This is a genomic window from Streptomyces sp. AC512_CC834 (genome assembly GCF_019049325.1).
GTDB lineage: Bacteria > Actinomycetota > Actinomycetes > Streptomycetales > Streptomycetaceae > Streptomyces.
In genome coordinates this window covers 263,924-289,630 of the sequence record NZ_JAGMUO010000065.1, presented here as the reverse complement: position 1 = coordinate 289,630, position 25,707 = coordinate 263,924, and the positions used below count along the sequence as shown (strand labels likewise).

Genomic DNA, 25,707 nt, shown 5'->3' with positions numbered 1-25,707 from the left:
AACCTCCCGGAGGCACTCATGTGCGAGTACTGCGGCTGCCAGTCGCTGACCTCGATCGACGAACTCACCCGCGAACACGACGCGGTGGTGGCACTCATCAGCCGGGTGCGCAAGGCCCGCGGCGAAGGCGACGCGGTCGCCGCCGCCGGCCTCGCCCGCCGCATCGCCGCCGTCCTGGCGCCCCACACCAAGGTGGAGGAGCACGGTCTGTTCCCGGCGATGGCCGCCGAGTTCCCCGACCAGATCGCCGTCCTGGAGGCGGAACACCGCCGGATCGAGGCCGTACTGGCAGAGGCGGCCGACGCGGTTCCCGCCGACCCGGCCTGGCCCGACCGGCTGCTGGACGTCCTCGCCCAACTGCGCGACCACATCCTCAAGGAGCAGGACGGCGTGTTCCCGGCCGCGCTGACGACCCTGACCACCGAACAGTGGGAGGCCGTAGAGGCCGTACGGGCGCGGGCGGGCAGCGCCCTGCCCCGGCCGGCCGCGTGACCGAGGGGGCAGGGACACCGTCGTCAGGCCGCAGTGTCCGCCAGCCACTGGTCGGGGCCGAAGACCTCGTACCGGATGCGGCGGGCGGGGACACCCGTGGCGAGCAGCCGAGCGCGCAGGTCGCGCATGAACGGCAGCGGCCCGCACATGAACACCGCCGCGCCCTCGGGCAGTTCGATGTCGGACAGGTCCATCGGGCCACTGCGCGCCTGAGGTTCCTCCGGGCCGGGGCGCTCGTACCAGAACACGGTACGGGCGTCCGGCAGCCGCTCCACGAGCTCCCGCGTCTCGGCGCGCAGAGCGTGCTCGGCGGGAGACCGGTCGGCGTGCAGGACCAGCACCGGGCGGGCGGACTCCCGCGTCGCGAGGTGGGCCAGCATTCCGGTGAGGGGAGTGCAGCCGATGCCCGCCGAGACCAGCACGACGGGAGCGGACTCCTCGGAGTCGTCGAGGACGATGTCGCCGGTCGGCGTCGACAGGGTCAGCTCGTCACCGCGGCACACGTCGCCGTACAGCAGGTTGGAGACCTCGCCGTCCGGAGCCCCGTCCGTGCCGGCGACCCGTTTGACGGTGATCCGTCGTAGCTCGCCGCCGGGATCCGAGGAGAGGCTGTACTGGCGCAACTGCGCTGCGCCGTCGGGCATCAGCATGCGAACACTGACGTACTGGCCGGCCCGTGCGCGGGGGGGCCGGCTTGCCGTCGGCCGGGCGGATCACGAAGGACACCACGTCGGGGGTCTCCGTACGGCGCTCGACCACCGTCCACCGGCGCCAGACGTGGCCGGGCCGCAGCCCCGCCTCGTGGTAGAGACGCGCCTCCATGCCGATCAGCGCACCGGCCATCAGCCAGTACACCTCGTCCCAGGCGGCCGCCACCTCCGCGGTGACCGCGTCGGCCAGGACGTCGGCTATCGCGCCGAACAGGTACTTGTGCACGATCGTGTACTGGTCGTCGGTGATGCCGACGGAGACGTGCTTGTGCGCGATGCGCTCCAGCAGGGCGTCCGGACGGGTGTCCGGGTTGTCGAGCATCGCTTTGGCGAACGCGGCGATCGAACCGGCCAACGCCCTTCGCTGGGCGCCGCTCGCCTGGTTGCCGCGGTTGAACAGCCCGTCGAGCAGTTCCGGCCGGTCGTGGAACATCGTGCCGTAGAAGCGCGAGGCGATCTCGTCGAGCGCTCCGGTCACGGCGGGCAGCGTGGCCCGTACCACGGACGCGGACTCTGCGGACAGCATGGAACCTCCCGTAAGGGGATGGGGGAGAGGGACCGCCGGCACCGGGTGCGGCGGTGAGTCCCTGTGTATCAGCGGGCGGCCCGCGTTTCGGCTCCGTCGCGCCCCCGGCGGCGTACCGGGGACCAACGGAGGGACGAACAGGGCCGTTGGTCCCCATGAGGCCGTCTCGCGCCGGGGCTCAAGGTCCCTCGCAGAGGGCTCCTTGCGGCCCTGCCCGGCCGGCGTGGGAAGGCGTCACACGACGGTGGACGGCTGCGCCTCGGTGAGCCGCACGCCGGTGATCAGGTCGGGGACGATCCGGATCGCGCAGTCCATCGTCCGGTCGACCCAGGGACGCAACAGGGTCTGATAGCGAGTCAGGTCAGCGCGATCGGTGACCGGTCGGGCGTAGCCGGTCACCACGACGCTCCAGCCGAGGTGGGTGTCCGGGTCGATCGAGTCGGCCTCGTAGGCGACCACGACTCCCGGGTCACCGGCCTTCTGCGTGCGGGAGGTCAGGGCCGCGCCCTCGTGGGTGCGGATGATGACGGCGCCGTCGTCCAGGATGTGGTTGACCGGCCGGATCGTCGGCAGCGCGTGCCGGGTGAAGACGATCCGGCCCAGGGAAACGCTGCCCAGCAGCGCGAGGGCCTCCTCGCCGCCCAGCTCGGTGCTGCGGCGAGGGGCCACCGGAGTCGAGGGGACGTACTCGGAGGTCATGGCATGCTTTCGTCGGGGTCACGGGCTCGGTCGATTCATTGGAGCCCCGCCGGTGAGCCGTGTGCTAGGGCCGTTCGGCCCCCAGAACGCCTCCGCCCGGCCCGGCACCGACCGCACGCGAGAGACTGGGCCGACCGGCCCTGGCCCTTCGGTCCCGGGCACAGCAGGATCTCGTGCGGGAGGAGCCGCCGTCCCGACGGGGGAGCGGCTCGCGACGAGAGCGCAGACGAGGAGAATTTCGATGGCGGACACCGAGCGGCCCGGCCCCGCGGACCCGATCCGGGTCTTTCTGCTGGACGACCACGAGGTCGTGCGGCGCGGCGTGCGCGACCTGCTCGACGACGAGCCCGACATCACGGTGGTGGGGGAGGCCGGCACGGTCGAGCAGGCCCTCGTCCGGGTGCCGGCCCTGCGCCCCCACGTGGCGGTGCTCGACGTACGGCTGCCCGACGGCGACGGGGTGGGCGTGTGCCGGGAGCTGCGGTCCCGCATGCCGGAGCTGGCCTGTCTGATGCTGACCTCGTTCGACGACGAGGAGGCCCTGCTGGACTCGATCATGGCAGGCGCCGCCGGGTACGTGCTCAAGCAGATCCGGGGCTCGGACCTAGTCACCGCCGTGCGCACGGTCTCGGCCGGCCAGTCCCTGCTCGACCCGAGCGCCGCGACCAGGCTGATGGCGCGGCTGCGCGGCGAGCGGACCAAGGAGGAGGTGCCGGACGCCCTGCCCGGTCTGACCGACCGGGAGCGGGAGATCCTCGCGCTGATCGGCGAGGGCCTGACCAACCGGCAGATCGGGCAGCGGCTCTACCTCGCCGAGAAGACGGTGAAGAACCACATCTCCCGGCTGCTGGCCAAGCTGGGCGTCGAGCGCCGCATCCAGGCCGCGGTGATCGCCACCCAGGCGCAGGACCGGCTCCGGCAGGAAGGGCACTGAGGCTCCCGGCGTCGGCCCCGCGCGCCCCGGCCGGGCGTGGCCCGTTACCGTGGGTGTGACCGGGCCGGCCGGTCGCCGGCGCGTCGGAGGGACCTGGAGGATCACCCGTGGAGAGCCCTGACCAGGCGGAAGCCCGGGTACGCCTGCCGCAGCTGAGGCTGGACGAACTGCTGGAGGAACTCCAGGCCCGGCTGGACGCCGCCCGGGGCACGCGCGACCGGGTCCACAGCCTTCTCGAAGCGGTGCTCTCGGTGGGCCGGGAGCTGGATCTCGAGCAGGTGCTGCACAGCATCGTGGAGGCGGCGGCTGCCCTCGTCGACGCGCGGTACGCCGCCCTCGGCGTGATCGGCCCGGACGGACAGCGGCTGTCGGCCTTCCACACGGTCGGCGTCAGCGAGGAGCAGATCGCCCGCATCGGCCCCTATCCCGAGGGCCACGGCATCCTCGGTGAACTCATCCGCCACCCCGAGCCGCTACGGCTGCCCTGTCTCTCCGCGCACGCCTCGTCGTACGGCTTCCCGCCGAACCACCCGCCGATGAACACCTTCCTCGGCGTTCCCATCCGGGTCCGCGACCAGGTCTTCGGCAATCTCTACCTGACCGAGAAGCGGGGCGGGGCGCAGTTCGACGAGGAGGACGAGTCGGTCCTGTCGACGCTGGCCGTCGCGGCCGGCGTCGCCATCGACAACGCCCGCCTGTACGAGCGGTCGCGGCTGCGGGAACGCTGGCTGCGGGCGAATGCGGAGATCACCCACAGTCTGATGTCCGGAAGCGAGCGCGGCGCGGCACTCGGCCTGATCGCGGAGCGCGCCCGGGAGATCACCGGCGCCGCCCTGGCCGTACTCACGATGCCCATGCCGGACACGGACTCGCTGGTGGTGGAGCTGGCCACCGGACAAGGCGCGGAGGACCACCGCGGCCTGGTACTGCCCATCGACGACAGCCTCACCGGCCTGGCGTTCTCCACCGCCGCGCCCGTCAGCAGCCCGGACATCACCCGGGACGAACGGGTGTCGGCCGCGGCCCCTCGGTTCACCGGGCTCGGCCCCGCGGTGGCCGTGCCCTTCGGCGCCGCGGCGGAAGGGGTGCGGGGAGTGGTGCTGCTGGTGCGGCAGGCGGGCCGAGCGGTGTTCTCCGAGAAGGAGACCGAACCGCTGCAGGGCTTCGCCGCGCAGGCCGCCCTCGCGATGGAACTCGCGGAGCGGCGCCGTGACGCCGAGCAGATCGCCGTGCTTCAGGACCGGGACCGGATCGCCCGGGACCTGCACGACCTGGCGATCCAGAGGTTGTTCGCCACGGGGATGACGCTCCAGAGCGCGGGCCGCCTGATCGAGAACGGCTCCGCGTCGGAGCGGGTGCTGCGGGCAGTGGACGACCTGGACGAGACGATCAAGATCATCAGGTCGACGATCTTCGGCCTCCGTGCGCGTGGCGGCACCGCCGGTGCCGGACTGCGGGGCCGCGCGGTGCGGGTCGTCGGTGAGGCGGCTCCGGTTCTGGGCTTCGCCCCCAGCCTCCGGATGGAGGGCCTGCTGGACACGGAGGTGCCCGGCCGGATCGCCGAGCACCTGGTCGCGGTGCTGTCCGAGGCACTGACCAACGCAGCCCGGCACGCGCGGGCGGACCGGGTCGCCGTGGCTCTGGAGACCGACGGTCACGAGGTGCGGCTGACCGTCACCGACAACGGCGTGGGCATCCCGTCCGGGGGCCGCCGCAGCGGACTGCGCAACATGGCGGAACGGGCCGCTCAGCTGGGCGGCGGGCTTCGGCTCACCAGCCCGGCGAACGGTGGTACCACCCTGGTGTGGTGGGCGCCGGTGCCGGACGAAGGGTGAGCCGCCCACGGCTGCCCACCGCCCTGCCCGTTTCACCCGTCGACGCGCTCCGGAGTCAGAGCAGGCCTCCGCTGCCGTACGGCGCGTACAGGTCGAGCAGCCGGATCCGGGCCGAGTGCAGCCGGTGGGCGACCACCCGGCCGACCCAGACGGCGACCGTCCGGCCGAACTCGGGATCGCGGAAGCACATCTCCCGCATGGCGTCCGCGTCGAACTCCCATGCCCGCACCGGAGTCGTGGCCTCGGCCCCCAGTTGCCACAGGTAGGGCGGGAAGTGCCAGGACCAGCCGACGAGTTCGCCGTGGCCCAGCGTTTCGATGACGGGGGCCCGGCGGCCGGGGACGCGCAGGTCGAGACTGACCGTGCCGGTCCGCACGATCCAGAACCGGTCGGCGCGCAGGCCTTCCTCGAAGAGGCGGGTGCCTTCCGTGACGGAGACCTCTCGGGCGATCCGCATCAGTCGCTCGCGGTGGTCGTGGGGCAGGGCCGCGGACAGGGTGGTGGCTGAGGTCATCGCTCCGGCTCCTTTCGTGCGCGCCCCGCGGACGGACCGGCGATGGAGCCGCTCGGTGCCGCCGCGGTCGGCTCGGTGATCCGAGGGGACGGCGACAAGGAGGGGCGGGGCGGCGCGCGGGTGGCGAGAACGCCGCTCGCCCAGCCGCCTCTCGTCGTTCTCTTCGGGTACACGCTGGGGGTCCTCGGTACGAGCGTCCCGCCGTCCAGCCAGGTACACCAGGGGCCACTCGGACCAGTCCGGGGACCGTTCGGCCCCGGTGGTCGGCCTGCCCCATGAGCCCAGCCGCTCAGCCGCCCGTCTGCCCGGCCCCGCGCGCCGGGACGACCGGTTGGCCGTCCGGGCCCGCCGCGGGGCCCGGGCACGGGGCCCGGACACGCGGCTCAGCCGACAGGGAAGGGGAGCCGCGCGGCCCACTCGCCCAGGGCGGCCTTCTCGGCCTCGGTCGGCGCACGACGTCCGGTGCCGACCAGCAGCGCGTCCCGGTCGGTGAACGACGCGGGGAACGTCACTCCGGCGACCCCTTCGAACAGCTCGCGCGAGAAAGCGAGCCCCGCCGCGGGCGGAGCCGCCGCCCCGGGAAGGTGTGCGATCAGGTCGAGATGGTGCAGGGTCCATTCCAGGACGTAGGCGCAGAGGTAGTCCCCCGCGGCGAGCACCTGTTCCTGGGTGCCGACCCGGCCTGTGGGATCCGCGAGTCCGGCGGCGCGGCCCGCGGCGGAACCGACGTCGTCCAGGTGGAACTTGAGCAGCCACGGCTCCTCGTACGCGGCGGCGAGGCGGACGATCAGCGCGTCGAGCGGGTCGTCTTCCGTCGGGGCTTCGACGACCCGCCAGTAGGTCACCGCGTCCCGGGTCGGCTCCGCGACCGTGGGGGTGGCCAGGGTGATCAGGACGTCCTGGGCGTCGATGACCAGGTGACACACCAGGTCCCGGACGAGCCAGCCGGTGCAGCCGGACGGACGCGCGAAGTCCTCGTCGGAGAGTCCGGCGACCGCGGTGCGCAACGCCGACCAGGAACGGGAGAAGAGATCCACGCCCGACAGCCAACAGCACCGGGCGCCCGGCCGCGACCCGATTCGCGGCGACGGGGCGGGAAGGCCGCACACGCGGCCCCCAAGTCCCCCCGGGCCCCGGCCTCCCGGCTCAGCCGTCGGCGGTCGCGACTGCTTCCTCCGGCGAGTCGACCAACTGCTCGCGTACGTAGTTCCAGACCACCGCGATCAGCGCGGCGAGCGGTACGGCGAGCAGACTGCCCACGATCCCGGAGAGGCTGCCGCCCAGCGTCACCGCCAGCAGGATCACCGCCGCGTGCAGACCGAGGCCACGGCTCTGGATGATGGGCTGGAAGACGTTTCCCTCCAGTTGCTGCACCACCACGATGATCGCGAGCACGATCAGGGCGTCCGTCAGGCCGTTCGACACCAGCGCGATGAGCACTGCCACGAAGCCCGCGAACAGGGCGCCCACAATGGGCACGAACGCGGACACGAACGTCAGTACCGCCAGGGGCAGTACGAGCGGCACGCCCAGAATCCACAGCCCGAGGCCGATGAACACGGCGTCGAGCAGACCCACGAGCGCCTGCGACCGGACGAAGGAGCCCAGGGTCTCCCAGCCGCGCAGGGCGACGACCGGGACGTCGGTGGCCAGCCGGCCGGGCAACTGGCGGGTGAGCCACGGCAGGAACCGCGGCCCGTCCTTGAGGAAGAAGAACATCAGGAAGACGCCCAGGACCGCGGTGATCAGGCCGTTGACCACCGTGCTCACCCCCGTCGCCACCGCCGTGGTGATGCTGCCGACGCTGTCCTGGATGCGCGCCACCGCCGAGTCGACCGCACCGGTGACCTCGTCGTCACCGATGTTCAGCGGCGGCCCCGCGGCCCACTCGCGCAGTCGCTGGATGCCCTCGACCACGCCGTCGGACAACTCGTCGGTCTCGGAGGACATCGGCACCGCGATCAGTGCCACGATGCCGAGGACGACCAGCAGGAAGGCCACCGTCACCACCGCCGCGGCCAGCGCCGGACGCCAGCCGTGCCGCCGCAGAAAGCGGGCCGAGGGCCAGGTCAGTGTGGTCAGGAGCAGACCGACCACGAGCGGCCACACGACCGACCACATACGGCCGAGGACCCACAGGACCACCGCGAGCATGACGAGTATCAGCAGCAACTCGCCCGAGACACGCGCACTGGTGCGCAGCGCGGCCCGGGTCCGCGCGGCACTCAATCTGGCAGACATGGGGGTCACCCTATGGGGACGTCCCTACGACGGACTCACCAGTCCCCGGCCGCCGGGGTCACTCCTCGGGAACCTTGACCCAGTCCAGGGTGCGTTCCACCGCCATCTTCCATCCGGCGTAACCCTGCGCCCGCCGGTCCTCGGACCACTGGGGCTCCCAGCGCCTGGACTCGTGCCAGTGGGTGCGCAGTTCGTCGGTGTCGCGCCAGAAGCCCGTGGCCAGTCCCGCCGCGTAGGCAGCGCCGAGGGCGGTGGTCTCCGCGACCACGGGGCGGCTGACGGGGACGCCGAGGATGTCGGCCTGGATCTGCATGCAGAGGTCGTTGGCGGTCACGCCGCCGTCGACCCTGAGCACGTCCAGGTGGACCGAGGAGTCCTGCTCCATGGCGACGACGACGTCGCGGCTCTGGTAGCAGATCGCTTCCAGCGTCGCCCGTGCCAGGTGCGCGTTGTCGTTGTACCTGGCGAGGCCGACGATCGCCCCGCGGGCGTCGGAGCGCCAGTAGGGGGCGAACAGGCCCGAGAAGGCGGGGACGAAGTACATGCCGCCGTTGTCCTCGACGGTACGGGCGAGTTCCTCGCTCTCGGCCGCGGTCTTGATGATCTTCATCTGGTCGCGCAGCCACTGCACGGCCGATCCCGTCACCGCGATGGATCCCTCCAGCGCGTAGACGGCCGGGCTGTCGCCGAACTGGTAGGCCACGGTGGTGAGGAGCCCGTGCTCGGAACGGACCAGCTCGGTGCCGGTGTTGAGGACCAGGAAGTTGCCGGTGCCGTACGTGTTCTTGGCCTCGCCGGGGTTGAAGCAGACCTGGCCGACGGTCGCCGCGTGCTGGTCGCCCAGTACCCCCGTGATGGGGACGGCGGCCTGCAGCGGCCGGGAGGTCCGGGTGGTGCCGTACGCCTCGCGGTGCGAGGAGGGGTTGATGGCGGGCAGCATGCTCCGGGGGATGTCGAAGAAGCCCAGCAGCTCGTCGTCCCAGTCGAGCGTCTCCAGGTTCATCAGCATGGTGCGGCTCGCGTTGGTCACGTCGGTGGCGTGGATGCCGCCGGCGGGACCGCCGGTCAGGTTCCACAGGACCCAGGCGTCCGTGTTGCCGAACACCGCGTGTCCCTGTTCCGCCGCTTCGCGCACCCCGTCGACGTTCTCCAGGATCCACTGGATCTTTCCGGCGGAGAAGTACGTCGCGGGCGGCAGGCCGGCCTTGCGGCGGATGACGTCGCCCCGGCCGGAGCGTTCCAGGTTCGCCGCGATGGCGTCCGTACGCGTGTCCTGCCACACGATGGCGTTGTAGTAGGGGCGGCCGGTGCGCGGGTCCCAGACCACGGTGGTCTCCCGCTGGTTGGTGATGCCGATGGCCGCCAGGTCGGTGCCCGACAGACCGCCGTTGCGCAGGGCGTTCTGCATCACCGAGTTGGTGCGCTCCCAGATCTCCACCGGGTCGTGCTCCACCCAGCCGGAGCGGGGCAGGATCTGTTCGTGCTCCAACTGGTGCTTCGCGACCTCGTTTCCGCCGTGGTCGAAGATCATGAACCGGGTGCTGGTGGTTCCCTGGTCCACCGCGCCGATGAAGTCCGCCATGGTTACTCCGCCTCTCCGGCCGGTGTCAGTCTTCCGGTGCCGGGACGCGTCCCGGCAGCTCGGGTTCAGCGGTCGGCAGGAACCGGCCGATGAACACCTTGTACAGTCCCGCGCCGAGCACGCCGCCGACCAGCGGGCCGAGGATCGGCACCCAGAAGTAGAGGTTTCCGTACTGATCTCGCCATGCCCCGTCGTACCCGGTGATGAAGCTGGCCAGCCGGGGACCGAAGTCACGGGCCGGGTTGATGGCGTATCCCGCGTTGGTGCCGAAGGCCATGCCGATCGCGACCACGACCAGGCCGATGACGAACGGGGCCAGGTTGGCCTTCGGCGGATCGTTGAACATGTCCGTGAGGGCCAGGATCAGCAGCAGCAGGATGGCGGTGCCGATGACCTGGTCGCGAAACGCGCCCCACTCGTGGACCGGCAGCGCGGTGTTGCCGTTGGAGGGGAGCGTGGAGAACACGAACTGGGTCTTGAGGGTGTGGCCGGGGTCGGCCTTCGCCAGCGCTTCGGTGTAGTTCCAGCGGACCAGGAGAGCCGCCACGAAGGCGCCCGCCGTCTGGGCCAGCGTGTAGGGAATCACCTTGCGCCACGGGAACCCCTTGAACGCGGCGAGGGCGACGGTCACCGCCGGGTTGATGTGCGCACCGCTCAGCCGTGCCGCCACGTAGACGCCCAGGGTGACACCCAGCCCCCACGCCCAGGCGATGCTGTCGTGGTCCCCGAGGCCGCCCGCCGGGTCCGTGAGGGCCCCGCCCGCGACCACTTGGGCGACCACGCCGCAGCCGAAGAGAATGAGGATCATCGTGCCGGCGAATTCCGCCGACAGTTCACCGATCAGACCGGATCTTTTGAGCCGCTCAGCCATGGAAGCTCACCTTCCGCCGGCGTGACCGGCCGTCGACTGTTCGAGCATCTCCTCGGACAGATTAAGGTGAGTTCCGGCAAACCGCACTTAATGGACATCCGTGACGTGGAGTCACCTCGTGCGGACCGGGCTCAGGGAGCGATCGGCAACCGCCGCTTGTGGTCGGTCCGGCGGTAGCGGGTGACGATCGTCTCGAAGGTCTGCTCCTTCACGGGCTTGCCCTCCAGGAAGTCGTCGATCTCCTCGTAGGTGACTCCGAGGGCGTCCTCGTCGGCCTTGCCCGGGTCGAGGTTCTCCAGGTCGGCCGTCGGGACCTTCCGTACCAGCTCGGCGGGCGCGCCCAGGGCGTCCGCGACGGCGCGTACGCGGCGCTTGGTGAGGCCGGTCAGCGGTACGACGTCGGCGGCGCCGTCGCCGAACTTGGTGAAGAAGCCGGAGACCGCCTCGGCCGCGTGGTCGGTGCCGACGACCAGGCCGCCGTGCGCTCCGGCCACGGCGTACTGCGCGATCATGCGCTGGCGGGCCTTGATGTTGCCGTGCACGAAGTCCTGGTGGTGTGCGTCGCGGAAGGCCACGTCGGCGGCGAGCAGGGCGTCGAGCGCCGCGTCGCTCGCGGGCCTGATGTCCACGGTCAGTACGTGGTCGGGCCGGATGAAGGAGAGCGCGAGCCGGGCGTCGTGCTCGTCGGCCTGGACGCCGTGCGGCAGCCGCATGGCGTAGAACCGGGCCTCGACTCCGGCGGCGCGGGCCCGCTCCACGGCGAGCTGGCACAGCCGGCCCGCGGTGGTCGAGTCGACACCGCCGCTGATCCCGAGCACGAGGGCGCGCAGACCGGCGGAGGTCAGCCGTTCGGCGAGGAAGGCCACCCGGCGCTCGATCTCCCGGTCGGCGTCGAAGGTCTCCGCGACCTCCAGTTCCCGGGCGATCTCCAGTTGCAGGGCGATGGACGCCGGCTCGCTCAATTCCGCTCCTCGTTCGATTGGTTGTTCGATGTGCGGGGCATGTCTCGATTCACCCTACCCAGACGGCTCCGGGGGCTCCGGACCGGCCGGTGGCCGGGGAGCGGGAGGTGCGGGGCGGCCGTCAGGGGCCGCCCCGCACCGCTTCGGGTCAGTTCAGCGGCTCCACCCGGATGTCGCGGAACCGGACCTTGTTCCCGTGGTCCTGCAGCCGGATCGCCCCGGTGGCCGGCGTCTCGGCCCGGCCCGCCGCGGTGGGCCCGTCGAGGGCGACGTCGTCGTGGACCTTCTCTCCGTTCCACACCACCGTCACCCGTGCGTCGGCGGTCTTGGCTCCGTTCTCGTCGTAGCGGGCGGCACGGAAGACGATGTCGTACGTCTGCCAGGTCTCCGGCGCCGTCGCCGCGTTGGTGTCGGGTGCCTTCTGCAGATAGATCGCCCCGGCCTCGTCGGTGTCCAGAGTGGTGTCACCGTAGGAGTCGAGGATCTGCAGCTCGTAGCGGTCCTGGAGGTAGATGCCGCTGTTGCCGCGGTCCTGGCCGGTCACGTCGTCCGGCAGCAGGGGGACGCGGAACTCCACATGCAGCTTGAAGTCCCGGTAGGCGTCCTTGGTGCGGATGTCGCCGCAGCACACCTCCATCGACCTCTCCTCGGTCAGCGGCCACGCCACCCGCCGTCCGTCCGTGTGCTGCCACTGGTCCTGCGAGGCGGCGGTGCCGTCGAACAGGGCGACCGGGGCGCCGTGCGGGTGCACGGTGATCAGGTCGAGGTTGACGTGTCCGGTGTCGCCGGGGTCGTACCGGTAGGAGACCGTGTTGTGGCCGGCGCGCAGCCGCAGCGTCTCGGTCCGTGTGGACCAGGTGTCCCAGTCCCCGGTGGACGCGAGTTGTGTCTGGCGCACCTTCTTCCCGCCCGCGTACAGGGAGAGCGACTTGGTGCCCTCGAAGGGGTCGGGGCCGTTCGAGTAGCGCAGGCCCACGTCGTAGGTGCCCGACTTCGGGACTCTCACGTCGAAGGTGGTGGCGGCCTTGCCCTCGGTGGCGTAGCGGTCGACGAAGCCGCTGCCGGAGTAGCCGGTGTGGTCGGTGCCGATCCCGGCCCGGCCCGTCAGGCGTGCCTCCTCGGCCTCGTACAGGGTGGCCGGCGGCGGCTGCTTTCCGGGCATCTCGTTGAGCGTGTACCAGGCCTCGGTGCTCCACAGCGTCTCACCGGAGGCCGAGGCGAAGGGCCGCGGCGAGCGCACGTGCACCACGCGGTCCGGCTTGAGGCCGTCCAGCCGCAGCCGGACGGTCCGGCCGTCGTCCGAGAGGGTCGCCGACCGCACGGTCAGTTCCTCCTCGGCGATCTTCGGGCCGCCGTAGTCGGCGGTCGGCGTGTAGCGCCACTGCTCGGCCTCGTAGCGCGCGGCGAGTTCGGCGGCGGTCTCGTCGGACAGCGGCTGGGTGTACGTCAGGTCGAAGCCGCCGGGTACGGCCCGCATCTTCTGGATGTCGAAGGTGTCGCCGCCGTTGGGCGTCAGCTTCTGCAGACCGAACTTCAGCTTGCCCGCCTGGCCCCAGTTGCCGTCGGCGCCCAGGCCGCCGGTGTAGATCGCGCCGTCCGGGCCGAGGGAGACGCGGTTGACGCCCGCCTCCAGGCCCTGCGTGTAGCGGAAGACGGCGCCCTGGTACTGGCCCTTCACCTTCTCCAGGTAGGCGCGCTGCAGGCCGCCGTAGGTGACGTCGCCGATCAGCATCTGGCCCGCGAACGTGCCCTTCCTCAGGTACAGCGGGGTGGAGGGCGAGTTGCCGATCTCGTTCTGCGGCAGCCACAGCACCGGCTCGGTGACGGGGGAGTCCTCGAAGGGTCCTGCGGGCTCGGTGTAGTGGTTGAAGAAGCGGTCCTGCTTGATCTGGACGAGCTTCGAGGCGGGCAGCCAGCCGCCCTGGTTGTCGGTGGCGAACAGGCCGCCGCCCGGACCCCAGCCGATGCCGTTGGGCGTGCGCAGCCCGCCCGCGATCGGGCTGATCTTCCCGGTCTTCTTGCTGACCTTGTAGGTCGTACCGCGGTTCGGCGCGGGCTGCGGGGTGGTGGTCGCGCCGCCGAGGTCGATGGCGACGGAGAGGTTTACGTAGAAGTAGCCGTCGCGGTAGAGCAGGCCGAACGCGAACTCGTGGAAGTTGCCCCCGTACGGCCAGGTGGCGACCGTGCGGTACTCGTCGGTGACGTCGTCGCCGTCGCGGTCGACCAGCCGGGTCAGTTCGTGCTTCTGCGAGACGTAGAGCGAACCGTCCACGTACTTGATGCCCATGGGCTCCCGCAGCCCGCTCGCCACCTTCTCGACGGTGACCTTGTCGCGACTGGTCTCCCCGGTGACGTTGTCGAGGAGGAACACCTCCCCGGCAACGTTGTCGGTGCCGCCCCAGGTGCTGATCGCGAGGCGTCCGTCGGGCAGCCAGTCCATGCCGGTGACCTGCGGCTCGAAGCCGTCCGGGCGCAGGTCGGTGAGGGTGAGGTCGGGGCGCACGGAGGTCAGCGGCAGACCGTCGCCGGGGGTGTCGCGCCCGGCCTCGCACTCCTTGCGGCCCGGCGCCGTCACCCGGACGACCCCGGCGTCGGTGCTCAGCGCCTCCCCGGGCACGACGGTGAACTCGCTCTCGCCCGGCGGCATCCAGGACAGTTGCAACTGCTGACCGCCGCCGCGGTCGAAGTGCTCGATGCGCAGCGGGTGCGCTCCCGCGGTGAGGTCGACCGTGCCGTCCTTGGGCTCCGCGCCGTGCAGCCCGTCGTGGTCGATGACCGTGGCGTCGTCGAGGGTCAGCCGTGAGCCGTCGTCACTGACGAGCCGGAACACATAGGTGCCGTCGCGCGGTGCGACCAGGTAACCGGAGGCCTGGGAGACGAAGTTGTCGGCGATCCCGCCGAAGTCCGCGGTGGTGGACCAGTCGACCGTCGGCATCAGCTTGTCGTGGTTGGGGGTCTGCCCCGGTTTGAGGGTGCACAGCTCGTTCAGTGGAGTCTGGACGTCGAACACGCGCAGCGTGACCCCGGGTTCCTGCGGCGGAATGTCGGCCGGGGTGGCAGCGGACGCCGGGGCGGTCCAGGCGCCGCCGATCGATATGGCCGACGTCAGCAGGAGGATGAGGTGTCTTCGGGCACGCGAGAACAGCCGTGGGTGCATTGGTCCTCCGGAAGATGGGGACCGGACCGTGCCGGATGTCGCTCCGGTCTTGTGCGGCAGGACGGACGTTCCGCCGCCAAGGTAGGAGACTTCCGCTTGACATGTCCATACTTTGTCATCGAGGTGTTCAAAGTTCTTGGCGCCGGGGCCCGTTGGCGCGGTCAGCGGCCCTTGCGCACCCGGGCCGCCGCGCGGGCTTCCGCGGCCTTGCGCGCCTCGACGGCCTTGCGGGACCCTTTCGCGGCGCGCCCCGGGCGGGTGCCCATCCCGCGGAAGGGGGCGTTGCCGCTCTCGGTCCCCCCTCCGGCCGGCGGGCGCTTCGCGCCGGTGATGGCGGTCAGCTTCTGCTCGCCGGAGCGCACGGGCGTCACCGTCGGCCGGATCCCGGCCTCGGACATCATCCGGTTCACGTCGCGCCGCTGGTCGGGGGTGACTAGCGTGACCACGCTCCCGGACTGACCGGCGCGCGCCGTACGCCCGCCCCGGTGCAGATAGTCCTTGGCGTCGGCCGGCGGATCGACGTTGACGACGAGGTCGAGGGCTTCGATGTGGATGCCCCGCGCCGCGACGTTGGTGGCCACCAGCACGGTGACGTCGCCCTCCACGAACCGGGCGAGGGTGTGGGTGCGCTGCGGCTGCGACTTCCCGCTGTGCAGGGCGGCGGCGGACACGCCGGCGGCCCGCAGTTGCCGGGTGAACCGGTCGACCCCGGCCTTGGTGTCCAGGAACATCAGCACCCGGCCGTCCCGGGCGGCGATCTCGGTCGCGGTCGCGTACTTGTCGGCGGGGTGCACGGTCAGCACGTGGTGCTCCATCGTGGCCACCGAGGCCGACGCCGGGTCGACCGACGCGAGCACCGGGTCGTGCAGATGGCTTCGCACCAACGCGTCGACGTCCCCGTCGAGCGTGGCCGAGAACAGCAGCCGCTGCCCGTCGGAGGGCACCTGGTCCAGGATGCCGGTGACCTGCGGCAGGAACCCCAGGTCGCACATCTGGTCCGCCTCGTCCAGCACCGTGATCCGCACGTGGTTCAGGTGGCAGTCCCGGCGCGAGACCAGGTCGGCCAGTCGTCCCGGCGTCGCGACGACCACTTCCACGCCGCTGCGCAGCGCCTCGGTCTGCCGGTTGATCGACAGCCCGCCGACGACCGTCGTCAGGCGCACGTCCAGCGTCCGCGCGTACGGCGCCAGCGCGTCGCTCACCTGCTGGGCGAGTTCCCGGGTCGACACCAGGACGAGGGCCAGCGGCCGCTTCGACTCCGCACGCCGGCCGGCGGTCCTGGCGAGCAGGGCGAGCCCGAAGGCCAGCGTCTTGCCGGAGCCGGTCCGCGCCCGGCCGAGGATGTCGCGCCCGGCCAGCGCGTCGGGCAGGGTCGCCGTCTGGATCGGGAAGGGTTCCGTCACCCCGAGCCCGGTCATCGTCTCCACCAGCGCCGTCGGCAGTCCGAGGGCGTCGAAGGACGCGACCGGCGGACGGTCGGGCGCCACCGGCTGCGGGGTCCCGGACCCGCCCCGGGGAGCTGTCGCTCGCCGGGGCCTGCCGGACCCGGAGACGTCGTGGGCCGACGGCGGCTTCGCGTTCATGGGGGACCTTCCTGATCAGGCGCCCGGAACGCGGCCGGGTCCGTACCCCTCGGTACGGACCCGGGCGCCTCAAAGCGTGCCGCCCATTTTACCAGCGGGCGCCACCATGCCGTCGTGCGGATACGTGAGCCCGGCGCGCGGGGGGGCGGCCTCGCGGTGTGTCCGCGCGTTCATTCCGAGCGCGTTCGTTGCGGGGCCGGGGCCGACGGGGAGTCCCGACGCGCCGCCCGGACGCGGCGGTGGCTCCACACGAGCAGGGCGAACAGGACGAGGCCGGAGATGATCAGGCTCGCTCCGGTGGCCCATCCGGAGTACGGCAGCCGGGGGACGAGGCCCCACACCACGCCCGCGGCGACGAGGAACAGCCCCACCAGTACCGAACCTGCGATGCGCCATCGGGAGGAGACGCTCTCCTCGGCCGCGCGCATCGCCCGGGAGCGCGCGGGGGCGACGAACCGGTCCAGGGCCGGGACGGCGCGGGCCAGCAGCACCAGGCCGGCGAACACGAGCAGCAGGCCAGGCCCTGGCAGCACCAGCAGCGCGATGCCGATCACCAGCAGGAGGGCGCCGAGCACACCCAGGGCGGTTCGCCGGATCGATTCGACACCGCGCGCCATGGCGCCCCACTCTCCTGCGGTCGGCAAGAACTCCGGTTCCGTCGGCGTGCCCCACCATAGGCAGGGATCGAGGTGCGGGCGATTCCGGCGGAGCCCGGTCAGCCGGGCGGGCGCGAGGGTTCCCAGACCGAGCAGTCGTGGGCGAAGAGCACCCGCCGGGGGTCGAGGTCGGCGACCCGTTCCAGCCACCGCGGATACCCGGGAAGCGGCTGTTCCACGCCGTCGAGCGCGGCCTGGCGGGCCAGCTCGTCCGAGGCGAATCCGGACGCGAAGTCGTGTGCCTGACCGGCGAGGATCACGGTGCCGTCGTCTTGCCGGATCGCCAGGGACTGGTGCCCCGCGGTGTGCCCGGGGGTCGGGAGGATCAGAAGGCCGGGCCAGATTTCGGCCTCGCCGGTGAGTTCCTCGTACACCGCGCCGGGAAAGTCGACCAGCTCGGCGAACGTGTGGCCGCCCCGGCGAGCGGTGGCCAGTTCCACGTCCTGGACCAGGATCGGCCTGCCGCCCAGCAGGGGATTCCCGCCGCAGTGGTCGAAGTGCAGGTGGCAGTTCACGACCAGGGCGATCTCGTCCACGCCGACCCCGGCCGCGGACAGCGCCGTGCGCAGCGCCCGGCGCCGGGGCCGGTAGTGCGCCTCGGTCCCGGAGTCGGCACCGCCGATGCCGGTGTCGAACAGGACGAGACCCCGCTCGTGCCGCACCAGGTAGGCGAGCACGGGCTCGACCCGCGGGTGCGGCCCACCCGTCTGTGAGGCCGGCCGGACGAAGTACCCCAGGTCGAGTCGGCGCACCGCCGTGTTCTTCCCCATGCCCGCATCCTCCCCGGCCGCGAGGCGGGCCTCCGGCCGGTCTGCCGACAGCAGAACCGATGTCGTCGGACCCGTCGCGTCGGACTGGTCGAGTCCGCCAACGCCGGGCGTGTCAGGGGTGGTTGAGGGCAGGCCCCATCGACGTGCGAGGGCATCGCTGCTAGACCTGCACCACCCGTACCACCTTCACCACTCGCACCCGCCGTCCAAGGAGGAGCATGTGAGAGCACGTCGCGCGGTCGTCCGGACCGCCTCGGCACTGGTCGCCGCCCTCGCCCTGACCGTCGGCCTCGGCGGCCCGGCCGTCGCGGCGCACGACGCGGAGGCCGGGCCGGCCGCCACCGGGACCGGCCCCGTCACGCACGAGGAGAACGACCGTGTCCCCGAGGGCTCGGTCTGGACCCAGCACTACTTCCCGTCCTCCGACCACTCCGGCACCCGCCTCCACGCCGACGTCCTGCTGCCCGAAGGGCTGAAGCGGAAGGAGAAGGTGCCGGTCATCCTGTCGATCGGCCCGTACTTCGCCCACGCGGGCCAGACCGGTCCCGAGGGCTGGACCCGCACCGGCCCGTCCGCCCGCTTCCAGGACTTCATCGAGGGCACCGACCTGTTCGACCAGGGGTACGCCTTTGTCATGGTGGACCTGCGCGGCTTCGGCGGCTCCACCGGCTGCCTCGACTGGGGCGGGCCGGGCGAACAGGCCGATGTCAGGGCGGCCGTCGACTGGGCCGCGAAGCAGCCGTGGTCCACCGGTGCGGTCGGCATGTACGGCAAGTCGTACGACGCCGTCACGGGGCTCATCGGCAACAACCTGGACCAACGCGCGCTCAAGGCCGTCGTCGCCCAGGAACCCCTGTGGGACATGTACCAGTACATCTACTCCAACGGCGTGCCCCGCCCGAACGTGACCGGCACCGCCGACGCGTACAACTCCATCGCCTCGATGCCCCCGATGGCGGACGACGATCCGCGCTACCGGGCGGCCGCCCGGTACGAGGAGCGCCACCCGGAGTGCCTGACGGAGAACTCGGCCGGGTACCGAATATCCGACCAGCGGGACGACCACTGGACCTCCCGCGACCTGGCGAGGATGGCCAGGGGCAGCGACACCCCGCTCTTCGTCACGCAGGGCTTCATCGAGAACAACACCAAGCCCGAAGAGATGGAGGAGTACCTCGACAACCACAGGGGGCCCGAGCGCGGCTGGCTCGGCCAGTGGGACCACGTACGCGGCGGGGACCGGACCAGTGACGGACGTCTGGCGATGGGCCGCGAGGGCTGGTACGACGAGACCCTCTCCTTCTACGACCAGTACCTCAAGGGCAGCAGGCCGACGGTGCGTTACCCGGCCTACGCCGTCGAGGACTCCACCGGTGCCTGGCGGGCCCAGCGCACGTGGCCCGTCACGGAGCGGTCGGTCACCCTCCGGCTCGGCGGCGGCTCCTACGTGGACGACGGCGGGGCGTCGGCCCGTGCGGCGCTGACCGCGTCCGGCCGTGCGACTCCGAAGGCGCCGGCGCAGCCGACCGGCGAGTGGGACATGGAGAACGCGCCCGCGACCGAGCGGCCCGCCCCGGCCGGCCTGGCCGCGGCAGCGGCGAAGAGCCAGCGCGCAGGCGAGGTCGGCTCCAGCTTCTTCGTCTGGTCGAAGCCGCTGAAGAAGGCCGCACGCGTCACCGGCACCCCGCGGGTGTCCTTCACGGCCCGCGGCGAGGGCAACGTCATGCTCAAGCTGTACGACGTCGCCCCGGACGGCACCGCGGTCATGTTCGACGAGCAGGTCTCCCTGGTGGACCGGGGCCGGACGAGCGTCGATCTGAAGGGGACCGACTGGACGCTCGCCGCGGGGCACGTCCTGGCCGTGGAGATCGGTTCCATCCAGACGGGCTCCTGGCGCGACACGCCTTCCGGCGAGACGATCAGGATCAGGGGAGCGAAGCTCGGGCTCGCCCTGGACGACCCGGCCGACGACGTCGCCACCCCCGGCGACCGGTCGCCGTACCTGGACACGTACCTGCGCCGGTACACGGTGACCCTGCCGGCCGGACCGGGGGCGTTCACGGTGGTGCCGGGCGGCCGCCGGTGACCGTCGGCCGGCGCCGGTACCCCGGGCCGGGGTCGGCATGACAAGCTGTGTCCTTGCAGTCCGAGCCCAGGAGGTCATCATGACTGAAGAGTCTTCATCGCAAGCAGGTTCGGAACCGGCCGAGGACGAGAGCCCGGCCCTGGCCCCCGACGAGAACGGTCAGTACGACCTGAAGGGCAAGTTCCGCGAGGCCCTGGAGCGCAAGCGCGGCAAGCAGGCGGAGGCCGCGGCCCTCGCCGCGAACGCCGATGTCGCGAAGATCCGTGGCACCCACGGTCCGGCCGCCAGTCAGCGCTCGTTCCGGCGCAAGAGCGGCTGAGGGACTCGACCGGCAGTTGGCCGCCGGGCCCGACCGTGGCAGCACGGTCGGGCCCGGCCCGTCCGGGGCGGCCGGTCAGGGGCGGCCGGTCAGATAGCCGCCCATGGAGGTGAAGTACTCGGCCGCGGACAGCTCCCGTCCGTCCTCCGTCCGTACGCGCGTGACGGCGAGGCCGTGGTTGCGGCCCCCGCGCGCGTCGGCTCCGGCGACGATCACCACGCCGTCGTCCTCGCGGTAGAAGATCCGGCCGGGCGTGCCGCCGTAGCGGCCCCGGGAGACCACGGCGGTCAGGACCTCGAGCCGCCTGCCCCGGTGGAAGGTGAAGGCGCTGGGGTACGGCGCGGACTGGGCCCGGACCAGGCGCTCCAGATCCTCGGCGGGCCAGTTCCAGTCGATGCGGATGTCCTCGGCGGACCGCTTGTGGAAGAAGGTCGCCCGGGAGCGGTCCTGCTGGGTGAACTCCGTCTGCCCGGCGGCGATGAGGCCCAGCGCGCCGATGGTGACCGGGGCGATGAGTTCGACGGTCTTGTGGAACAGGTCGGTGGCGGTGTCCGCCGGCCCGACCGGCACCGCCTCCTGCCGCACGATGTCGCCGGCGTCCAGCTCGTCGTTCATCATGTGCGCGGTGACGCCCACTTCGGTCTCGCCGTTGATCAGTGCCCAGATCAGCGGGGAGAATCCGGCGTACTTCGGCAGCAGCGAGTCGTGCACGTTGAGCGTTCCGTGGCGCGGGAGGCCGAAGACGCGCGGGGGGATCCAGGTCCGCCAGTTGTTGGCCACGATGATGTCCGGGTCGGCGTCCTTGAGGCGCTCGAACAGCTCTTCGTCGTCGGGGCGGTTGCGGAGCAGCACCGGGACGCCGTGCTCCTCGGCGAGGTCGGCGACGGAGTCGCTCCAGATCTTCTCGTACGCGTGCTCGCTCCTGGGATGTGTCACGACGAGGACCACGTCGTGTTCGGAGTCCAGGAGGGCTCGCAGGGTGCGGTGGCCCCAGGTCTGGTAACCGAACATGACGACCCGCATGGGGGTTCCTCCTCAAGGCAGGGGCTGACCCGGGCAGTTAAGCAAGGCTTACCTTAGTGTGCAACATCCATGGGCGACACCCCAGTTGGCGTGGCCGCCACCCGGATCGCCCTATCGACAGCCCGAATTAATTAGCTTAGGCTCACCTAAGTTTCCGGCGCACGATGGGAGTGACATGTCACAGGTTCTTCCTGGTGACGCAACACTGGTCCATGACCTCATTGGTATCGGCTTCGGACCGTCCAATGTCGCCATGGCGATCGCGATCCGCGAACACAACGCACAGGTGGCCGACGGGCAGGAGGCCGACGCCCAGGAGGCGGTCACCGCCCGCTTCTTCGAGCAGCAGCCGCGCTTCGGCTGGCACCGCGGCATGCTGATCGACGACGCCACCATGCAGGTGTCCTTCCTCAAGGACCTGGTGACACTGCGGAACCCGGCCAGTGAGTTCAGCTTCCTCTGCTACCTGCAGAGCAAGGGGCGGCTGATCGACTTCATCAACCACAAGAACCTCTTCCCGCTGCGGGTGGAGTTCCACGACTACTTCGAGTGGTCCGCCGCCAAGGTCGACGACCTGGTCTCCTACGGCCACGAGGTCGTCGGCGTCGCGCCCGTCGTGCGGGACGGAGCCGTGGACCACCTGGAGGTGACGGTCCGTTCGGGGGAGGGGCTCGAGGTCCACCGGGCGCGCAACCTCGTCCTCGGCACCGGCCTGCGTCCCCTCCTGCCCGAGGGCGTGGAGCGCGGGGACCGCGTCTGGCACAACTCCGAACTGCTCGCCAAGGTCGACGCGTTGGAAGGCACCTCGCCCTCCCGGTTCGTCGTCGTCGGAGCCGGGCAGAGCGCCGCCGAGAACGTCGCCTACCTGCACCGCCGCTTCCCCGGCGCCGAGGTGTGCGCGGTCTTCACCCGCTACGGCTACAGCCCCGCCGACGACAGCGGGTTCGCCAACCGGATCTTCGATCCGGCGGCGGTGGACGACTACTTCACCGCGCCCGGCAGCGTCAAACGCCGGCTGATGGACTACCACGGCAACACCAACTACTCCGTGGTGGACATCGACCTGATCGACGACCTGTACCGGCAGATGTACCGGGAGAAGGTCCTGGGCACCGAGCGGCTGCGCTTCCTCAACGTGTCCCGGCTCACCGACGTCAAGGAGACGCCCGACCGGGTACGCGCCACCGTGACGTCCCTGGTCACCGGCGAGGAGACCCTGCTGGACGCGGACGTCGTGGTCTTCGCCACCGGCTACGGTTCGGCCGACCCCCTCGGGCTGCTCGGCGAGGTCGCGGACCGCTGCCTGCGCGACGACGAGGGCCGGGTGCGCGTCGAGCGCGACTACCGGATCGCGACGGAGCCCGGTCTTCCCTGCGGCATCTATCTGCAGGGCGGCACGGAGCACACGCACGGCATCACGTCGTCGCTGCTGTCCAACACGGCGATCAGGGTCGGCGAGATCCTGGAGTCGCTCCTCGACCGCGGTCTCAAGTCCGCCTCCGACGAGGCCCGTACGGTCGCCGACGGAACCGGCGGCAGCGCGCGTTAGTGTACGTCGCCATGACCACGACTGCGGTTGAGCGCCCCGCTCCCAGGGCCCCGACAGAGGCCCGTCGACGACGCGTTGCCGGTTTGGGCGTCCTCGCGGCGCTTGTCGTGGTCGCGGCCGCGGCGTCGCTGGCCGTCGGGGCGCGTGCGCTGAGTCCCGCCGAGGTCTGGCACGGGCTGTTCGCGGGGCCCGAGTCCGACCAGCGGCTCACCGAGATCAGGCTCATCGTGCAGACCGTGCGGGTGCCCCGCACGGTGCTCGCGGTCGTGGCCGGCATCGCCCTGGGCGTCGGCGGGGCACTGATCCAGGGGTACACGCGCAATCCGATCGCCGACACCGGTCTGCTGGGCGTGAACTCCGGCGCCTCGTTCGCCGTGGTGACGGGGATCGCCGCCTTCGGGTTCACCAGCCCGTTCCAGTACGTCTGGTTCGGCTTCCTGGGCGCGGCGGTCGCCGGTGTCGTCGTGTTCGGGCTGTCGAGCATCGGCCGGGGGGCGGGCAACCCGTTGACGCTCGCCCTGGCCGGGCAGGGCGTCACGGTGTTCCTCGCGGCGATGACCACGGCGGTCGCGCTGACGGACAAGGCCTCGCTGAACGCGCTGCGGTTCTGGAACGCGGGCTCGTTGACCGGCGTCGGATTCGACGTCATCGGACCGGTCTCCGTCTTCATCGCGGCCGGGCTGCTGCTGGCACTGACGACGCTGCCCGCCGTCAACCTGCTCAACCTGGGCGACGACGTGGCCCGGGGGCTCGGGGTGAACACCGCGCTGACCCGCACCGTCGGTGTCGTCGCCATCACCCTGCTGGCCGGGGCGGCGACGGCGGCCTGCGGCCCCATCGCGTTTCTCGGCCTGATGGTGGCCCACGTGGCCCGGTACCTGACCGGTCCCGACTACCGCTGGCTGGTGCCGTACGCCGGTCTGCTCGGGGCCGTCGTGCTGCTGGTCTGCGACATCGTGGGGCGCCTGGTCGTCCGGCCGGGGGAGCTGGACGCGGGTGTCGTGGTCTCCCTCCTCGGCGCCCCCTTCTTCGCCGTACTGGTGTGGCGCGGGAAGTTCAAGAACGCGTGAACGGGGCGGACGTGAAGGCGAACGGTGCGGCGGAGAAGTCGGGCGGGGCGGGCGTGAGGGCGAACGGGGCGGGCGTGACGGCGGACGGGGCGGGTGTGAAGGCGTCGGTGGCGCCCGGTGTACGGCTCGGCGGCGTGTCGTTCGTGTGGCGGCCCTGGATCGCGGGCGTCACGCTGCTGCTTGCGGGGGCGGCGTTCCTGGTGTTCTGCGTGTCCATCGGCGTGGGGGACTTCCCCATCGGCCTGCCCCGGGTCGTCGGCACGATTTTCGGGCGGGGCGAACAGGTCGACGAGTTCGTGATCATGGACTTGCGGATGCCCCGGGCCCTCGCCGGGCTCGTCGTGGGCGTCGCGCTCGGGGTGTCCGGCGCTCTCACCCAGTCGATCGCGCGCAATCCGCTGGCCAGCCCGGACGTCCTCGGCATCACCAGCGGCGCCGGCGCGGTCGCGGTGTTCCTGGTGACGGTGTCGGGCGGTGCCGCGACGGCCGTGGTCAACTCCGTGGGCCTGTCGGCGGCGGCGCTCGCGGGGGGCCTCGGCACCGGTCTGCTGGTCTACTTCATGGCGTGGCGCCGGGGGATCGACGGCTTCCGGCTGATCCTCATCGGCATCTCGGTGAACGCCGTGATGCAGGCGATCACGACGTGGCTGCTGGTCACGGCGGACATCAGGGACGTGGCCCGGGCCCAGGCCTGGCTGGTCGGCTCGCTGGACAACCGGTCGTGGGGCGAGGTCCGGGTGGCGCTGTGGTGCACGCTCGCCCTCCTGGTCGTCGTGACGTGTGTCGCCTTCCAGTTCAAGCCGATGCACTTCGGCGACGAGGTCGCCGCCGGTCTCGGTGTCCGGTACGGGGCGGTGCGCGCGGTGCTGCTGCTGTGCGCGGTGCTGCTGGCCGGCGTCGCGGTGAGCGCGGCGGGCCCGGTGCCCTTCGTCGCGCTGGTGGCCCCGCAGGTCGCGATGCGGCTGGCGCGGTGCCCGACGCCGCCGTTGGTGGCCTCCGCCATGGTGGGGGCGCTGCTGCTGACCGGCTCGGACCTGCTCGCGCGCACGGCACTGCCGGTCTCACTGCCGGTCGGTGTGGTCACCGCCGCGATCGGCGGGCCCTTCCTCGTCTATCTGCTGGTGCGGGCGAACCGCAGATAGCTGGTACAAAGTAAGGCGAGCCTAATCGAGGGGGGCCTTGTGGTCGTTCAGTCCATCACCGGGACCGAAACGGGAGTTGACGGCGCCTCACGGCTGGCGGCCAGGGGAGTCACGGTCGGGTACGGTGCGCGGTCCGTCATCGACGGTCTCGACGTGGCGGTTCCGCCCGGGGTGATCACCACGATCATCGGCCCGAACGGCTGCGGGAAGTCCACGCTGCTGCGGACGCTGTCCCGGCTGCTCAGGCCGACCAGCGGCACCGTCGTGCTGGACGGCGAGGACATCGCGGCGCTCAGGACCCGGGACGTGGCGAAGAAGCTGGGCCTGCTGCCGCAGGCACCGGTCGCGCCGGAGGGGCTGACGGTGTCCGACCTCGTCGCCAGGGGCCGCCATCCGCACCAGAGTTGGCTGCGGCAGTGGTCGTCGGACGACGCCGACGTCGTACGGCGTGCGCTGGCCATGACGGGCGTGGCGGACCTCGCGGACCGTCCGGTCGACTCGCTGTCCGGCGGACAGCGCCAGCGCGTGTGGATCTCGATGACCCTGGCCCAGGGCACCGACCTGCTGCTCCTGGACGAGCCGACCACCTATCTGGACCTGGCGCACGCGGTCGACGTGCTCGACCTGGTGGACGACCTGCACGAGTCCGGGTGCACCGTGGTCATGGTGCTGCACGACCTCAACCTGGCGACCCGCTACAGCGACAACCTCGTCGTCATGCGGGAGGGCGCGATCCTGGCGCAGGGGCACCCTCGCGACGTGATCACCGCCGACCTCCTGCACGAGGCGTTCGGACTGCGCGCCATGGTGATCGACGACCCGGTGGGCGACCGCCCGCTGATCGTGCCGATCGGGCGCACCCACGTCGAACTCGGCCGGACCGTCACAGAGTTGTCAAAGTGAGGGTAGGCTAACCTCACTCGGGCGCGGTAAGGTTTGCTGCCCTCAGACGGGGTGCAGTGGACGGCGCGACAGCAAAGGGATCT

At 71.5% G+C, this 25,707-nt stretch carries 21 protein-coding genes and 1 pseudogene; 9 read left to right on the top strand and 13 right to left on the bottom strand.

Annotated elements, in window-relative coordinates; genetic code table 11:
- Window positions 1-18: 18 nt before the first annotated feature.
- Entirely contained in the window at window positions 19-492 is a 474-nt protein-coding gene (locus KUM40_RS23475; RefSeq protein WP_217168071.1) for a hemerythrin domain-containing protein, read from the top strand.
- 23 nt (window positions 493-515) lie between these two features.
- On the opposite strand, the pseudogene KUM40_RS23470 reads toward KUM40_RS23475, so the two are convergent.
- Window positions 516-1,728: pseudogene (locus tag KUM40_RS23470) on the bottom strand (globin domain-containing protein).
- Between the two features lie 234 nt (window positions 1,729-1,962).
- Window positions 1,963-2,427, bottom strand: a complete 465-nt coding sequence (locus KUM40_RS23465; protein ID WP_217168070.1) for a pyridoxamine 5'-phosphate oxidase family protein — start codon at window positions 2,425-2,427, stop codon at window positions 1,963-1,965.
- A 241-nt stretch (window positions 2,428-2,668) separates the two neighbouring features.
- Between KUM40_RS23465 and KUM40_RS23460 the strand changes: the two genes are divergently transcribed.
- Window positions 2,669-3,361, top strand: a complete 693-nt coding sequence (locus tag KUM40_RS23460) for a response regulator transcription factor (RefSeq protein WP_217168069.1) — start codon at window positions 2,669-2,671, stop codon at window positions 3,359-3,361.
- 107 nt (window positions 3,362-3,468) lie between these two features.
- Window positions 3,469-5,196 carry a GAF domain-containing protein gene (locus KUM40_RS23455; RefSeq protein WP_217168068.1) on the top strand — a complete coding sequence of 576 codons (1,728 nt, stop codon included), beginning with the start codon at window positions 3,469-3,471 and terminating at the stop codon, window positions 5,194-5,196.
- Between the two features lie 55 nt (window positions 5,197-5,251).
- Here KUM40_RS23455 and KUM40_RS23450 read toward each other — a convergent pair whose 3' ends face one another.
- The 10 genes from KUM40_RS23450 to KUM40_RS23405 all read right to left on the bottom strand — a co-directional run bounded on the left by KUM40_RS23450 (window position 5,252) and on the right by KUM40_RS23405 (window position 17,532).
- The gene (locus KUM40_RS23450) at window positions 5,252-5,710 is read right to left on the bottom strand and encodes a Crp/Fnr family transcriptional regulator (RefSeq protein ID WP_217168066.1); all 459 of its coding nucleotides are present in this window, start codon (window positions 5,708-5,710) and stop codon (window positions 5,252-5,254) included.
- Window positions 5,711-6,093: 383 nt separating this feature from the next.
- Entirely contained in the window at window positions 6,094-6,747 is a 654-nt protein-coding gene (locus KUM40_RS23445; RefSeq protein ID WP_217168064.1) for a maleylpyruvate isomerase N-terminal domain-containing protein, read from the bottom strand.
- Window positions 6,748-6,856: 109 nt separating this feature from the next.
- Window positions 6,857-7,951, bottom strand: a complete 1,095-nt coding sequence (locus KUM40_RS23440) for an AI-2E family transporter (RefSeq protein WP_217168062.1) — start codon at window positions 7,949-7,951, stop codon at window positions 6,857-6,859.
- A gap of 58 nt (window positions 7,952-8,009) precedes the next feature.
- Entirely contained in the window at window positions 8,010-9,533 is a 1,524-nt protein-coding gene (glpK, locus tag KUM40_RS23435; protein WP_217168061.1) for a glycerol kinase GlpK, read from the bottom strand.
- A 25-nt stretch (window positions 9,534-9,558) separates the two neighbouring features.
- Complete coding sequence (locus KUM40_RS23430) at window positions 9,559-10,404, bottom strand: MIP/aquaporin family protein (RefSeq protein WP_217168059.1); 846 nt, start codon at window positions 10,402-10,404, stop codon at window positions 9,559-9,561.
- Between the two features lie 131 nt (window positions 10,405-10,535).
- A complete protein-coding gene (gene nadE, locus KUM40_RS23425; RefSeq protein ID WP_217168057.1) occupies window positions 10,536-11,366 on the bottom strand; it encodes an ammonia-dependent NAD(+) synthetase in 831 nt (276 codons plus the stop codon).
- A gap of 148 nt (window positions 11,367-11,514) precedes the next feature.
- Window positions 11,515-14,523 (bottom strand): family 16 glycoside hydrolase, encoded by a 3,009-nt coding sequence (locus KUM40_RS23420; RefSeq protein WP_217168055.1) that lies wholly within the window; start codon window positions 14,521-14,523, stop codon window positions 11,515-11,517.
- A gap of 161 nt (window positions 14,524-14,684) precedes the next feature.
- Window positions 14,685-16,106 (bottom strand): DEAD/DEAH box helicase, encoded by a 1,422-nt coding sequence (locus KUM40_RS23415; RefSeq protein ID WP_254395519.1) that lies wholly within the window; start codon window positions 16,104-16,106, stop codon window positions 14,685-14,687.
- Window positions 16,107-16,276: 170 nt separating this feature from the next.
- Entirely contained in the window at window positions 16,277-16,723 is a 447-nt protein-coding gene (locus KUM40_RS23410; RefSeq protein WP_217168053.1) for a PGPGW domain-containing protein, read from the bottom strand.
- Between the two features lie 98 nt (window positions 16,724-16,821).
- Window positions 16,822-17,532 (bottom strand): N-acyl homoserine lactonase family protein, encoded by a 711-nt coding sequence (locus KUM40_RS23405; protein ID WP_217168051.1) that lies wholly within the window; start codon window positions 17,530-17,532, stop codon window positions 16,822-16,824.
- A gap of 220 nt (window positions 17,533-17,752) precedes the next feature.
- Here KUM40_RS23405 and KUM40_RS23400 point away from each other — a divergent pair, with 220 nt between their 5' ends.
- Window positions 17,753-19,618, top strand: coding sequence for a CocE/NonD family hydrolase (locus KUM40_RS23400; protein ID WP_217168049.1), 1,866 nt, complete (start codon window positions 17,753-17,755; stop codon window positions 19,616-19,618).
- Between the two features lie 79 nt (window positions 19,619-19,697).
- Window positions 19,698-19,937 (top strand): DUF5302 domain-containing protein, encoded by a 240-nt coding sequence (locus KUM40_RS23395; protein WP_217168047.1) that lies wholly within the window; start codon window positions 19,698-19,700, stop codon window positions 19,935-19,937.
- 75 nt (window positions 19,938-20,012) lie between these two features.
- Here KUM40_RS23395 and KUM40_RS23390 read toward each other — a convergent pair whose 3' ends face one another.
- Window positions 20,013-20,960 carry a methionyl-tRNA formyltransferase gene (locus tag KUM40_RS23390; RefSeq protein WP_217168044.1) on the bottom strand — a complete coding sequence of 316 codons (948 nt, stop codon included), beginning with the start codon at window positions 20,958-20,960 and terminating at the stop codon, window positions 20,013-20,015.
- 175 nt (window positions 20,961-21,135) lie between these two features.
- On the opposite strand from KUM40_RS23390, the gene KUM40_RS23385 reads away from it, so the two are divergent.
- The 4 genes from KUM40_RS23385 (at window position 21,136) to KUM40_RS23370 (ending at window position 25,624) form a co-directional block, all read left to right on the top strand.
- Entirely contained in the window at window positions 21,136-22,509 is a 1,374-nt protein-coding gene (locus KUM40_RS23385; RefSeq protein ID WP_217168042.1) for a lysine N(6)-hydroxylase/L-ornithine N(5)-oxygenase family protein, read from the top strand.
- 11 nt (window positions 22,510-22,520) lie between these two features.
- Window positions 22,521-23,579: an iron ABC transporter permease gene (locus tag KUM40_RS23380; protein ID WP_217168040.1), complete on the top strand. Its 1,059-nt coding sequence runs from the start codon at window positions 22,521-22,523 to the stop codon at window positions 23,577-23,579.
- Window positions 23,580-23,653: 74 nt separating this feature from the next.
- Window positions 23,654-24,721, top strand: a complete 1,068-nt coding sequence (locus KUM40_RS23375) for a FecCD family ABC transporter permease (protein WP_374227419.1) — start codon at window positions 23,654-23,656, stop codon at window positions 24,719-24,721.
- A gap of 39 nt (window positions 24,722-24,760) precedes the next feature.
- Window positions 24,761-25,624 carry an ABC transporter ATP-binding protein gene (locus KUM40_RS23370; RefSeq protein ID WP_217168038.1) on the top strand — a complete coding sequence of 288 codons (864 nt, stop codon included), beginning with the start codon at window positions 24,761-24,763 and terminating at the stop codon, window positions 25,622-25,624.
- Window positions 25,625-25,707 lie beyond the last annotated feature (83 nt).